Here is a 15,204-nt window from a genome sequence, read left to right as displayed (position 1 = left end):
ATTAGAACTAATTGCCTATGGTCCATAGCGGAAGACCTTTGTAAGGAGCAGTTGATATTTCAGGAAATCCCTCGCTGCACAATACCTACGGCTGTATTATGTGAGCCATGTACAGTATTAAATTAAAGTCAATAACTATAATAATAAACCTCCCAAAATATGAAAATATATTTACATAGACGACTCTTGCAGAAGTCTAAAGGAATTCTCTACGGATTCTTGTTTCAGCTGTTATTTACCCCTTTGCTCATCGCAAGCCAAGGGGGATCGAATCAGGAAATTAGTGGGGAAGAGAAAGTACAAGCGGGTATTGAAAAGACCGCTGAAGGAGATGCATTTAATATAACCGGAATCTCCTCTAAGGATGCGAGTGAATCCGCTATGGAAGTGGCAGATGTTACCGTCACAGGAAAAGTTCTGGACGAAACAGGATTGCCTCTTCCAGGTGCTACAGTTTCGGTGGTAGGTACTACTCTTGGAACTGTGACAGATATAGATGGGCAATTTACCATTACAGTTCCTGATGATGCCGAATTGATTATCTCTTACATTGGATATGAGCCTCAGCGTGTAACTGTCGGAACCCAAACTGTCATAAACGTTACACTTCGACCGGATGCAACCGCTCTAGATGAGGTGGTTGTAATTGGTTATGGTACGGCTAAAAGAAGCGATTTAACCGGCTCGGTAGGCTCAGTGGATGCTGAAGCACTTAGAGAACGTCCGGCGACATCTTTAAATCAGGCTTTAGCCGGTAGGGTGTCCGGTGTACAGGTCAACAATAACTCGGGACGTCCGGGAGGAAGAACTACAGTTAGAATCAGAGGCTTTAGTTCTATTAACTCCTCCAATAACCCGCTTTATGTAATTGACGGTGTGCAGATGCCTATGGGTACTTTGGATCAAACAACGAATGCTATTGACTATATAAACCCTAATGATATTGTCTCTGTGGAAGTTTTGAAAGATGCTTCTTCTACAGCGATATATGGTTCCAGGGGGGCAAACGGTGTGATCTTGGTGACCACCAAAAAAGGCAGGGCAGGTGAAGGAAGTGTAACATACAATGTGGATTTGAGCGTACCGATCATCGGGCCAAACAGGCCTGAAGTATTGAATGCGAAGCAATATCTCGCGGTGGAAGATCTTGCTTGGGCAAATATGGAAAAATATGATCCTGAAGGGTGGAATGATGGCAAATGGGCCTACCTCAACCCGGCACTGAGAAGAACCGATCCCCGCATTTTTGATAGCAATGGCAACCCGCTTTATGATACAGACTGGTTGAAAGAGACTACACAGAATAAACTTTCCCAAAATCATCAACTTGGATTTACAGGAGGAAATGAGCGTACGTCCTATTCTCTTTCCTTGGGTTATAGAGATGATGAAGGCCTGGTGCAGACTTCTTATTTAAAGCGTTATTCAACAAGATTTACCATAGAAGATAAGGTGAAAACCTGGTTGACCGTAGGCGGCAGTCTTAACTATAATAATCAGTCAGAAAATCTGGTAGATGTGAATGATGCTGTTGCACGTCAGATGGTGGAGGATTTTCCATTCCTACCGGTAAGGTATGAAGACGGAACATTTGCCAATAACCGTGATTATCCGTTTGCCGAAGGTACGATGAGTTCTATGCATAGACTCCAGGGAAGAAGGTATATTCTGAATACCCAAACTACCCTTGGTAGTATGTACACCAACATCAAATTCTCGGATGCTTTGGAAATGAGAACAGCCTTGGGCGTCAATATTCTGACCCAGGAAAACAATCAATCGCAGACAAGAACTTTGGCTATCGGTCAAAATGGTACTGCGTCCAAAAGTATGAGAAAAGATACCTTTTGGTCCTTGGAAAATTACCTGACGTATAATAAAGTCTTTGCTGAAAGACATGCTGTCACGGGGCTTCTTGGGATTTCCTGGCAGGAGAATAATTATACGGCTATGAATGCCAGTATCGAGAACTTTGCAACAGATTACTTCGAGTATAATAACCTGGGAGCAGGAAGTCAGCTGCCAAGAGTAGGGTCTGGTGCAGCTCGTGAAGCGTTAAATTCCTACTTTGCCAGATTAAATTACATTTTGGATGATAAGTATCTGTTTACTTTCACAGGCCGTGCGGATGGTTCTTCTAAATTCGGAGACAATAATAAATACGCCTTTTTCCCATCTGCGGCATTGGCTTGGAGAGTTTCCGAAGAGGGATTTCTGAAAGGAAACCAAACAATTTCCAACTTAAAAGTAAGAACTAGTTACGGACTCACCGGTAACTCAGAGATCCCTCCTTATTCTTCTCTTTCTCTACTGAGCTCTAATTACTCTGCGATTTACAATGAAACCCAAGTAGGTGGAACTGGAATCAATAGACTGGCTAACCCTGATTTGAAATGGGAAAAAACTGCTCAGACAGATTTTGGAGTTGAGTTGGGAATGTTCAATAATCGCTTGAATATAGAAGTTGATCTCTATTACAGAAAAACTACAGATATGTTGCTGGATGCGCCTGTTCCAAGAACAAGTGGCTATGCAACGATCCGAAGTAATGTAGGATCAATGGAAAATAAAGGAGTTGAGTTCACGCTTAATTCTGTGAATATTGATCGGGAGAATTTTAGCTGGAATACTTCGTTTAACTTATCGCTAAATAGGAACAAGGTGCTTTCACTAGCGACACCGGCAGATATTTTCGGAGTAGGTGGTCCTAATTTCACCAACCAGACCAATATCATCAGAGTAGGAGAGCCGGTTGGGTCTTTCTGGGGCTTGGTGAGATTAGGTACTTGGAGTGAAGCCGAAAGGGCTGAAGCTGCGGAATTTGTGAGTTATAGAAATGGACTTACAATTCTTCCTGGAGATATCAAGTATTTGGATGTGAATGGAGATAAAGCAATCAATGATTCGGATAGAATGATTATAGGCAATGGTAGTCCGGATTTCTGGGGAGCTATTTCCAACAGTTTCAGACTATACAATTTTGATCTCACAGTAGAGCTTCAATACAGTGTTGGAAATGACGTATTGGATATGACACTACACCCAAGTGAAGACCGTCAAGCCCTTGCGAATAGCTATATATCTGTCTTAGACGCTTGGACTCCTGAAAATCAGGATAGTCAAATTGCCGAAATCCGTGATACACGTGCGGGGTACGTTACCAACGTGGACTCCCGCTGGGTAAAAGATGGTTCGTTTTTGCGTGGAAGAAATCTGCTGTTGGGTTATAATTTTCCATCGAATGTGACCAGTGCCATCAAATTGAGCAGGTTGAGGGCTTATGCTTCTGCCCAGAATTTCTTTCTCTTGACAGGTAAGGATATTGTCGGTGATCCGGAAGTTACTCCGACCAACGGGAATGTATCCAGTAACGTATTTTCTCAGGGAATGAACTGGCATAGTTACCCTAAACCAACCATCTTCATGTTTGGCCTACAAGTAACTCTTTAATTCTTTTATACTTAAAGTGATAAACAAATGAAAAATTACATATATAACAAAGCAGGCAGATTATTCCTGTTTGGAATGTTGGTAGCAGGATTTGTAGGTTGTTCGAGCTTCTTGGAAGAAGAGGATCCATCTAATTTGACACCTGAAAGCTTCTACACGATTCCTGACCACGCAGAAGCGGCACTTGCGGCTGTTTACGCTGATACGCGGTTTATCGGAGGAGGGGCAGGGATATTTTCAGCTAACTGGCAATTGCTTGAAGCTCCCACAGGAACTTCTACAACTGAAACAGCCCAAAATTCAGATTTAAACAATTTATATGGGCTGATCTATGATGCAAGAACCCAGCACATGATCAACTGGTGGAATGGATTGTACCGGGTTATTGCCCAGGCAAACCTGGTGTTGGAGAAGGTTCCGGGCATTACCCCTATGGATGAGGCCCAGAAGACCAAAATTCTCGGTGAAGCTAGATTTCTTAGGGCATGGGCCTATTTCTATGTAGTCAGACTATGGGGTGATGCGCCATTGATTACCACTCCTCAAACTGCTAGTTCAGAGGATTTTAAGCCGTCACCTGCTACCCAGGAAGCACTATATGCATTGATTGTGGAAGATTTAAAAGCAGCAGAGGCAGCGGGCTTGCCTTGGATGGATGAAAGCGGAAGAGCGTCTTTGGCTGCCGCCAAATCACTGCTTTCCAAGGTGTATTTGACTATGGCAGGTTTTCCTTTGAGTATGGGAGCATCTCACTATCAGCTGGCTGCTGATAAGGCCAAAGAAGTTATTGAGTATGGGGCGAGCAATCCATCATTGATCAATTTATTCCCTACTTACAAAGCAATTCATAACGAAAACAATGACAATAGATTAGAGCATATTTTTATGCTTCAATACAATGTGGTGGTGGCCGGAAATCCGATGAACGACATGTTTCCGAACTTCAAGCCGGTAACTTTTGCCGGCCCATCCGGAACTGGAAGCACAGTGCCTACAGAGGAATTCTACAATTCTTATGAACCGGGTGATCTCAGAGCAGTCAATCAGGAAGGATATTTCTATACGACTTATTATGAAAATGGCAGTGGGGCAGAATTTGATCTGGGAGCTCCTTATATCTTCAAGCATTTTAATCAGATAGCTCTCGGATCTAAGGATCAACCCGGTACAAGGGCAAATAACCTGAACGTACCTTTGATCAGATTTGCAGAGGTATTGTTGATTTATGCTGAGGCACAGAATGAAGTTGGTGGACCAAATGCCCTGGCAGTTGAGAGTTTGAAAAGAATTCGGGACAGGGCTGGACTGACTACACCATCTTTGGGTGGATTCACTTCAGATACATTTCGGGACGCTGTCTTGAGAGAGAGATGGCATGAGCTCTGCTACGAGCAGATTACCTGGTTCGATATGCTTCGCTTGCGCAAAGTGTATAATGAGTCTACCAATGGATTTGATAATTTTGAAGGACATGTAAACCCAAGCTCTAACCAAGCTCTTCAGGCGAGACATTACCTGATGCCTTACCCACTTCCGGAAATGCAGAACAATCCTAATCTTGTTCCGCAGAATCCGGGTTATTAAGAGGTATTGTAAGATTTAATCACACGGAGGGATGATTTTATGCCGCGCGGGATTTTCCGAATAAATTTCGGTGCCGGTTATACCGCTTCCTTCGTCACGGAAGTTATGATCAATTAAAATTTATACAAACACAGGAAAAGGGCTCCAAAATCGGAGTCCTTTTTTGAAGTGACTAATTGGTTGATTAATAAACCGTAACAAATGTTGTCTGTGGTTTTGTACAAGTACCTTCTTAACTTACCTTCACATTAAGAACATTCTGGGGATTGGATCATATCCCTAAACGTATCGTTAATGATGGAATTAAAATAATATGGACAAGTTTAAAAAAGCATACATTGCGGGAGGCTGTTTCTGGGGGATGGAAGATCTCTTTAGGACACGTCCGGGGATTGTGGATACTGAAGTTGGCTACCAGGGAGGTCAAAATGAGAACCCTACCTACAGAAATCATCCAGGTCATGCGGAAGGCATTGAACTGACGTATGATCCCAATGAAACTTCCTTCAAGGAGATCTTGGATTATTTTTTTAGAATGCACAATCCCACTACCGTTGATCAGCAAGGGAACGATATAGGATCGAGCTATCGCTCTGCGATTTTCTACCAAGATGAGGAAGAAAAAGCAATTGCCGAAGAAATGATAGCCATCGTAGATGATTCCGGAAAGTGGCCTAATAAGGTTGTGACCACTCTGGAGCCATTTTCCCCTTTTTGGCCTGCAGAGGATTACCATCAGGACTATTTGGTGAAAAACCCCAATGGATATACCTGTCATTTCTTGAGATTTGAGGACAGTTTTATTAAGGAGTAATTATTGGTAATGATGTTTATTATGTAACCTGTGCGCTCTGACGGAAAATCGAAGAAGGGAGACAGAAGTGGCCTAAAATCTAGAGTAAAGCATTTCTTAATGGTTTTTAACCTCTGCTCATAGAATAAGTGATACGCTTCTTCCAGGGCATAAAACTAACCTTAATCCAAAATAACCAATTAACGAATGAAACATACATTAAAATCAATTTTTCTTGGCTCACTTGCCGTCCTTGCTTTTTCCTGTAAAACCGAAGAGGGAGAGAAAACCGCAGAACGCCCCAATATAATTTTCATTATGTCGGATGATCATGCCTATCAGGCAATTTCTGCTTATGACAATAGCCTGATCGAAACACCGAATATCGACAGAATCGCAGATATGGGCATTTTATTTACCAATGCATCCGTTACGAATTCAATCTGCGCTCCATCAAGAGCTACTATTTTGACCGGAAAACACTCCCATATCAATGGAAAAATAGATAATCATTATCCTTTTGATACGACTAATGTGACGTTTCCCCAACTCCTCCAAGACGCAGGCTATCAGACAGCCATGTTTGGTAAGCTTCATTTTGGTAACAATCCGAAGGGGTTTGACCAATTCAAGATTTTGCCGGGACAGGGGTCGTACTACAACCCTGACTTTATCACCAAATATGAAGGTGAAATCCAAGTGGAAGGATATGTGACGGATATCGTGACCGACATGACCTTGGAATGGCTGGAGAAGGAGCGGAATACAGAGGATCCATTTATGCTGATGTATCTGCACAAAGCTCCCCATAGATCGTGGATAATGGCCGAAAGACATCTGGAGGAGTTTACTACTAGAACTTTTCCTGAGCCTACTACGCTGTTTGATGATTACTCGGGCAGAACACATGCTGCCGCAGAGGCGGAAATGAGCATTTTGAACGATATGGGTTGGGCAGGAGATAATAAAGTTTATCCGGCTGTAATGGATGAATTGGGAGTAGAAGAAGTGAGGTATGATAAAATCCGCTTTGAAAACGACTACAAAAGATTGACTCCTTCCCAGCGGGAAAACTATGACAGAGCGTACTCCAAAGTCAATGAAGAGTTCAAGAAAAGCTATCCTTCCATGACCGATGAGGATAAAATGAAATGGAAGTATCAGCGGTATATGCAGGATTACTTGGGGACTATCAAGTCAGTCGATGAAAATGTAGGCCGCTTGTTGGATTACCTGGAGGCTAATGATCTTTTGGAAAACACCATCATCGTTTATACTTCGGATCAGGGGTTTTATCTGGGAGAGCACGGTTGGTTTGATAAGCGTTTTGTCTATGATGAATCATTTAAGACACCACTTCTTATGGCTTGGCCCGGAAAAACAAAGGCGGGAATCAGGTCCGATGCGATGGTTCAAAACCTGGATTTTGCCCAGACATTCTTGGATTTGGCAGGAGTGGAAGCTCCGGCTGATATGCAGGGTGAGAGCATGCTTCCCCTACTGACGGGCAATGAGGATCAATGGATCCGTGATGCGGTGTACTACCATTATTATGAATATCCGGCTGAACATATGGTCAATCGGCATTATGCTATCGTAACAAAGGAGTACAAGCTGATCCACTATTATTTTGTAGAGGATGAATGGGAATTGATTGATCGGGAAAAAGATCCCAAGGAGTTGAAAAATGTTTATAACGATCCGGAATATGCTGAAGTAAGAGCGGAGCTACATGCGCAGTTGGAAAAACTGCGGGAGAAATACAAGGACAATTCAGAGCTCAGCCAACAGTTTGTAGATCGCTTTGTCGAGGATGCTTCCGAAGGAAAAATTTTTGGGGCCAGCAAAGAAAAAGTAGAGGAAATTCTGGAAAGACGTAACAAATAAGCCGTATTAAACCTCAAGGGGGCTCTGAACGATTGATTTAACCGCTGTGAGCACGGAGGTTTACGGGGAGAGTAGGGATTACGTCATTGCGAATGACGTAGGAGTGCGGCAATCTCACTGTTGGGTACCGGGAACTGAGTTTTTTTTCGGTGTGTGTTATCCTGCTTCTCCAGAAGCTGGATTCAGTTTGGTTTTTTATGTGCGTAGGCAAAGGTCTAATTCATAAGTTGTTTTCTGAAAGTTTCTTGTAAATCCTATCGCAGGGTAAGCACAGGATTGCGGAAGTGGGAAAAAACTCTATTTTATCACTTCGATTTTACGCTTTATCCGAAACCCAAACCTGAACCCATGAAGCCTACCTATTCTTACAATCAAACGTACATTTGGCTGATCAGTTTCACCGCAGCATTGGGAGGGTTTTTATTTGGGTACGATTGGGTGGTGATAGGAGGGGCAAAGCCATTTTATGAGCCGTTTTTCAATGTTACATCCGCAGCAGATCAGGGTTGGGGAACGAGTTCAGCGTTGATTGGCTGTATGATAGGGGCAGGAGCTTGCATACTTGTCAGCGATAAATTGGGCCGCAAAAGACTGCTGATCTTCTCCGGATTACTCTTTTCATTGTCTGCGTTCGGAACAGCCATGTCGGGCACTTTTTGGGAATTCAATTGCTATAGAATCATCGGCGGTGTGGCCATGGGAGTGGCGCTGAACCTTTCCCCCCTTTACATTGCTGAACTTTCCCCTCCGGAAAAGCGGGGGAAAATGGTGACTATCAATCAGCTGCTGATTATGATCGGAGTGCTTTTGGCTCAGTTGATCAACTGGCAAATATCGCTGGCCGATACACAACTGGCCGATGATGCTAGTTTTGAGATGATAGCAGCGAGCTGGAGCGGGCAGATTGGCTGGAGATGGATGTTTGCGGCAGAAGCTATTCCTGCGCTTCTGTTTTTCGTATTGATGTTTTTTGTACCCGAGTCCGTGCCTTGGTTGATTAAGAATAGGAAAGAAGCCAGGGCAAGACAAATACTTGTAAAAATCGGAGGTGAAGCGTATGCGGATGATACTATTGCTGAAGTAAAAACAACATTGAGAGAAGGTGATTTTGGCCATGTAAATCTCAAAGAATTGTTTCAGATGAGAGTCATGAAGCTACTTGGGATCGGTATTTTCTTGGCTTTTCTCCAGCAGTGGAGCGGGATCAATGTGGTGATTTATTATGCCGCAGATATCTTTCAGGCGGCAGGTTACAATCTGAAGCAAATGATGCTGAATATTGTGGTAATCGGTGGAGTGATGGTCCTTTCTGTTTTTATTACCATCTTCACCGTAGATAGATTTGGAAGGAGGAAACTCTTATTGATTGGTACTTCTGCGATGGCCATGCTTTATGGATTGATTGGCTATTTTTTCTTTATCGATCTTGGAGGAGACTTGGTAGTATTGGCTGTTTTGACCAATGTGATGTTTTATTCTTTCACACTGGCACCGCTGCTTTGGGTGGTGCTTTCAGAGATTTTCCCTACCCGGATTCGGGGCGCCGCTATTTCCATCGGCGCTTTAGCGCATTGGATTGGGAATTTTACACTGACCTATTTCTTTCCCGCGATTCGGGAGAATCTCGGTTGGGCGAATAATTTTTGGTTGTATGGAGCAATATGTGCGTTCGGTTTCTTGGTGATTTACTTTGTATTGCCTGAGACCAAGGGCAAGTCTTTGGAAGAGATAGAGAAGGAGTTGGTTGGGTGATACTGGATATTACCTTAGGTGTTTCTCATTGCGTACGTAAACCGACCTGATTCCATACAGTTTGTTTGAACCGTTCCAGGTAGTGTCCTGCTTGTTTTTGAGTTAGAAACTTAAATTACACTTAACAGGGATTTTTAGCATTTGAGCAAGAGACCGCACAACTTTGCTTTGAGCAACTTCAGAAATGGAAAACTTGTCAGATAGCGAATTGTATGCCTTGATCCAACAGAGGAATTATGTTGCATTTGATAGGCTGTTTGACCGATACTGGGATAAACTTTTTAAGTATGCTTACAACATCTTGGCAGATAAGCAACAATGCGAGGATGTGATCCAAGAGGTGTTTACCAGTGTGTGGGAAAATGCCCCCACTCGAAAAATACAATTCATCCCCACTTACCTGTATAACTCAGTCAAGTACCAGACTGCCAATGTGATCAGAACCAAAAAATGGCACCTGGAATTTGAGTGGACAGAAGAGGTTGAAAGCCATGATCCGGAGGAAGCTTCTTATGATATGAAGGGAACACGGCTGATACAGCTTGAAAAGTCTCTGGCAGAATTGCCTCCTAAGTGCAGGGAGGTAATGGAGCTAAGAGGTAAAAAAGGACTTACCGCAGGCGAGATAGCTGAAAACTTGGGGATTTCTACGCGGACAGTAGAGGGGCATATGCAGAAGGGAATGAAGCTGTTGAAAGCTTCTTTGACGCAAGTTTTTTTGTTCTTCTGAAAGTTTTTTAACCACTGATGCATAGAGGATTATGCGGAGAATACAGTTGTAAGTTCTTTGTTTGGCAGGTTCTCCCTATCAAGACTAATGGGCGTTTATCAGGCTGAGTCCTGAAAATTAGGGGATATACAAGTGGCATCATTTCGGAAATATGTATATCCGCTTTTCTGCCAGAAAAACAATAAAAGCATTATAGGATTCGGAAAAGACTAGTGTCACGGCCACTTCGGTCTTCTATCATCGGTCTTCCTGCTGTTATACCAAAGAAAATGAGGATACTGGCATCGTTGCGGATAACCATACTTATTAATTCTATGACGTGGTACTGTTACCCTTTTATTACCTGTATTATCAAATTATTACATCTAAAATCCGACCGAGTATTTTTTAAAGTTCATGTGACTACTCTTCAAAAGAAATACAATGGACAAGAGGCAATTTGTAGAACTCCTTCATAAAAAGGCATCAGGAAAGGCCACTGCTTCTGAGTTGAAGCAGGTAGAGGAGGTTTTCGAACGGTTGCAGCAGAAGGATCAAAACCTGGTCTGGACAGAGGCTGAACAAGAGGAAATAAAGCGGAGAATTAAAAGTAAGCTGCCACAAGCTGTATCCCGGGAGCTCGTTATTGACTGGAAAAAATACCTGATTGGAATCGCAGCATCTGTATTGGTTTTTGTGGCTGGTTACACGGCATACCAAGAGTATAGTTTTGAACCTGAAATCCCGATTCTTCATCGCAGCACCAATTCTTCCCAGCGTGGGAAAGTCATATTGCCAGACGGAACCCGTGTTCATTTGAATGTAAACTCCAGCCTGAGTTTTCCTGAGTTTTTCGATACGGATAGGCGTGTGGTTGAGTTGGAAGGGGAAGCTTTTTTCGAAGTGACAAAGAATCCGGACAAGCCTTTTATCGTCCGGACTGAGAGCCTGACTACCACTGTCCTGGGAACGAGCTTTAATATGGTAGTGATGGATGGAACCGCTCCTGCGGTCACAGTAAATACAGGGAAGGTACAAGTGGTGCCGGCAAACATGAATCAGAAGGAGGTGACTTTACTTCCTGACCAGCAAGCCATTTTATTACCATCACTGGAGCTGGAGGTTTCCCGGGTAAATAGCCAAGCGGTTTCTGCCTGGAGATCCAATGAAGTGAAGTTTGATTTGTTGCCTTTCGACGAGGTGGTGGCACTGTTGGCCAAAAGCTATCATGTGAAAATTGAGTTGAGGGGATACGCTAAGAATGGCTGCTTAATCAAGGCAGCTTATGCAAATAGTGGAGTGGAATATATACTCTCCGGGCTTCAGCATTTAGCGGATTTTGACTATGAAATCCTACAAAACGGAAATGTGATCATTAACTATAAAAACTGCAAAAATTAATTCGAGCCTATGAAAAAATCCTTTTGAAGAATTAAATGAGGGTCGAACTGCGCCAACAGCCCGACCACTCTTACCGGGGACTAGCCCGGTCTATTTGAAATCGAGCATGACTCAAAAGTCACACATTGGAATGATTATAATGCATGCGAGATTCCATGTGGCTATTGAAAGATAAAATATAAACACATGAAAATCAAACATTTAAAAATATGAAAAATTATTTACCCAACAATGTAGTGGGATTTGGTAAGGGCTGTATACTACTAGCCTTACTTCAATTCCTTTTTGCCCAGAGTCTATTTGCAACTTCCGCCGGCCACCAAGATCTTGCCAGCTACAAAGTGAAATTAGCTGTAGTTGAAGTAAAGCTGGTGGAAGTATTCAGGCAACTGGAAAAGCAGACTGATTTTGAATTTGCTTATAATCAGGATTTGGTCCGTTCCAAATCCAGAATTTCCTTGAATATAGATTCAGATCTAAGACATACCCTTCAGAAAATTTCGGAGCAGAGCGAATTTGATTTTGACAGAATCAATCAGATTATCTATGTGAAAAATCACAAAGCTGCGGTGGAGAAGATCTTTGAAGAAAGGACAATCAGTGGAGTTGTAGTCAGTGCAAGTGACGGGGAGCCTATTATAGGAGCTTCTATTCTAGTGAAAGGAACTACTACGGGAGTGATCACTGATATGGACGGCAAATTCACCCTCACAGTAGAAGATGAGGCCACAGAGTTGGTGGTGTCTTATGTGGGATACAAATCCCAAACCATAGCCCTAACCAACGCTGACGAGATCACGGTTTCCCTGGAAGGGGAGGATTCTCTTCTGGAAGAAGTGGTGATCATGGGATATGATTCTCAAAAGAAGAAAGACCTGACGGGATCCGTATCCGTGGTGAATGTGGAGGAAATGAAATCTCTGCCGGTAGCAAATGTGGAAACTATGCTTGCCGGTCGTGCCGCAGGGGTGCAAGTACTTTCTGATAACGGCCCTGGTGGAAATGTGACCATTAGAATCAGGGGTTTTGGAACGGTAAACAACAATGATCCTTTGTATATCATTGATGGTACTCCTGTCACCAATGGTCTCAATACTATTAATCCCCAGGATATAGAGTCTCTTCAAGTGTTGAAAGATGCCGCGGCTTCCTCTATATACGGCTCCAGAGCGGCCAATGGTGTGGTAATCATCACGACAAAGAAAGGAGGACGATCTGAAGAAGCTACCATCACCTTGGATGCTTACGTAGGGATGCAGAATGCTTATAATCTACCAAGAATGCTATCTGCCCAAGGATATGGTGACATGCTATGGCAGGCGTTTGCAAATGATGGAAAAACTCCCGCCAGTGACGTGTATGGTGCTGATCCAACTAACCCGGTTGTTCCACAGTACCTCGATGCTGCCCAAAGAATACCTTCTGCCGATGTGGATTGGGTGGATGAGATCTTCAAGACTGCGCCTGTACAGTCTTACAATGTGAGTGTGGCAAAAGGAGGAACTAAAGGAAGTCAGGTGATGACTCTGGGGTATTTCAACCAAGAAGGAATTATTAAGCATACAGGATTTGACCGTTTTTCTGCCAGATTCAATTCCGATTATAAGATTAAGGATGTTCTAACTGTGGGGGAAAACTTTACGGCTTCTTTCACAAGAACAAATGATGTAAGTACCAATTCATCTCTTGGAAGTATAGTTTACGATGCATTCCAATTCCCAAGTATTTCACCGGTAAAAGATCTGGACGGTAATTTTGGAGGAAATCCCCTCAACGATATTGCTAACCCACTGGGAACGCTTTATCGTCAGAAGGATAACACCAAGAATCGGGTAAAAGTGTTGGGGAATTTCTTCGCAGAAGCTACGCTGGCAGAAGGACTGACCTTCAAAACCAACTTGGGGATAGACTACGAAAATCAAACCAGCCGTGCTTTCTCCCCGGCATACAATGAAATCCTTTCCTTGCGCGTAGTGAATAGCTTGTCAGACAATAGCTCTTTTTACTATCAATTAGCTTGGACCAATACACTTTCTTATACCAAAGAGATTGGTAACGGTAACCTGGATGTACTACTGGGACAGGAATCCATTGAGAATTATGCGGAGTTCAAAGGCGCCTCTAGACAAAGTTACCTTTACGAAGATCCAAATTTCCACTATTTAAGTTTCGGGACGGAGAATCAGCAGAATTCAGGCGGTGCGAGCAAATGGAACCTGACTTCCTATTTTGGGAAAGCAAATTACAATTGGGCTGACAAGTACCTGGTGTCTGCGACTGTCAGATATGACGGCACTTCCAGATTGTCCAAGAATAAATGGGGTGTTTTTCCAGCTTTCTCAGCAGGATGGAGAATCAGCAATGAGGATTTCTTGAATATGGGAGAAAAAGTGGATGAATTGAAGATTCGTGCAAGTTGGGGACAGACAGGAAATCAGCAAGTTCCCACTTATTCGACTTTAGCGAGCTTTCAGAACAATATCTCTTATTCCAACTATGCAATTGATGGCGAAAATGAAGCAGTAGCAATAGGTCTGGTGCAAACCCGTGTGGCAAATGAAAATCTAAACTGGGAAGTGACTACTCAAAGTGGCGTGGGGGTAGATCTGAGCATGTTTGGTGAGCGGTTTTCGGTGACAGCGGATTATTATAGTAAGGTGACCAAAGATGTGTTGATCTATGCTCCCATTCCTCTGACTTATGGCGGTACCAATGACGGTGTATGGGTCAATGGCGGTGAAATGCGGAACCGTGGCTTTGAATTGGGTACAAAATTCAGCGGTTCGGCAGGAGAGGTGTATTACAATTTGGGTTTCAACTACACCTTCTATAAAAATGAATTGCTTTCTCTTAGCGATGGAGTGAAATACCTGGGGATCCCGGGTTCTTCACTGCACAGTGTGAATTTTGGACAGGAAGTGTCTAGAACACTCGTGGGTCAACCGATCGGAACCTTCTTCGGATATGAGTCTTTGGGCATATTCAAAACAGATGCGGAAGCCGATGCCTATACGGCTCAGCCACTGGCTCAGGCAGGAGATTTGAAATTTAGGGATATCAATAATGACGGCGTGATCAATGATGAAGACCGTGCAGCTATAGGCTCACCCCATCCAAAGGCAATTATTGGCTTCAGTGCGAATTTCCTATACAAAGGATTTGATCTGGGCTTGTTCTTTAACGGTTCCTTTGGCCATCAGATTTATAATTTGACCAAATACAAAACACATTTCTTCAATCAATCTTCTTACAATAAATCTGATGCAGTTCTTGGAGCCTGGACTCCTGAAAACTCAAATTCAGAAATTCCAAGATTGTCACTTGATGATCAAAATGATAATATCAGGCCATCGTCGTATTATTTGGAGAATGCTAGCTTCTTAAAACTGAACAATCTTCAATTGGGCTATACATTTCCCGGCACTTCCATCAAAAACATGGAGCTGAGACTTTACGGACAGGCTTCCAATGTATTCACACTCACAAGTTATTCCGGGATGACTCCTGAGATCGGACTGCAAAGTTATTCTTCCAGCAGTAGAAACCTTGATATCGGGGTAGACAGAGGGATTTATCCTCCTTCCAGAACATTTGTAATTGGTGTAAACGTGAAATTCTAAGACTAATA

8 protein-coding genes are annotated in these 15,204 nt (G+C 43.0%); all 8 read left to right on the top strand.

The window, feature by feature from the left end; all coding sequences use genetic code 11:
* The first annotated feature begins 159 nt into the window (after positions 1-159).
* Positions 160-3,450 (top strand): TonB-dependent receptor, encoded by a 3,291-nt coding sequence (locus ID165_RS12275; protein ID WP_225587110.1) that lies wholly within the window; start codon positions 160-162, stop codon positions 3,448-3,450.
* 75 nt (positions 3,451-3,525) lie between these two features.
* Positions 3,526-5,034 (top strand): RagB/SusD family nutrient uptake outer membrane protein, encoded by a 1,509-nt coding sequence (locus ID165_RS12270; protein WP_370539759.1) that lies wholly within the window; start codon positions 3,526-3,528, stop codon positions 5,032-5,034.
* Between the two features lie 313 nt (positions 5,035-5,347).
* The gene (gene msrA / locus ID165_RS12265) at positions 5,348-5,848 is read left to right on the top strand and encodes a peptide-methionine (S)-S-oxide reductase MsrA (protein ID WP_192350991.1); all 501 of its coding nucleotides are present in this window, start codon (positions 5,348-5,350) and stop codon (positions 5,846-5,848) included.
* Positions 5,849-6,034: 186 nt separating this feature from the next.
* Positions 6,035-7,714 (top strand): sulfatase, encoded by a 1,680-nt coding sequence (locus tag ID165_RS12260; RefSeq protein ID WP_192350989.1) that lies wholly within the window; start codon positions 6,035-6,037, stop codon positions 7,712-7,714.
* 348 nt (positions 7,715-8,062) lie between these two features.
* Positions 8,063-9,466, top strand: coding sequence for a sugar porter family MFS transporter (locus ID165_RS12255; protein ID WP_192350987.1), 1,404 nt, complete (start codon positions 8,063-8,065; stop codon positions 9,464-9,466).
* Positions 9,467-9,650: 184 nt separating this feature from the next.
* Positions 9,651-10,196, top strand: a complete 546-nt coding sequence (locus ID165_RS12250) for an RNA polymerase sigma factor (RefSeq protein WP_192350985.1) — start codon at positions 9,651-9,653, stop codon at positions 10,194-10,196.
* Between the two features lie 423 nt (positions 10,197-10,619).
* Complete coding sequence (locus ID165_RS12245) at positions 10,620-11,576, top strand: FecR family protein (protein WP_192350982.1); 957 nt, start codon at positions 10,620-10,622, stop codon at positions 11,574-11,576.
* Between the two features lie 209 nt (positions 11,577-11,785).
* Positions 11,786-15,196: a TonB-dependent receptor gene (locus tag ID165_RS12240; protein WP_192350980.1), complete on the top strand. Its 3,411-nt coding sequence runs from the start codon at positions 11,786-11,788 to the stop codon at positions 15,194-15,196.
* The last annotated feature ends 8 nt before the right edge of the window (positions 15,197-15,204 follow it).

It is taken from the genome of Algoriphagus sp. Y33 (assembly GCF_014838715.1).
In the GTDB taxonomy this organism is placed as follows: domain Bacteria; phylum Bacteroidota; class Bacteroidia; order Cytophagales; family Cyclobacteriaceae; genus Algoriphagus.
The sequence above is the reverse complement of the archived record's forward strand: the minus strand, read 5'-3'. Positions and strand labels throughout refer to the sequence as shown.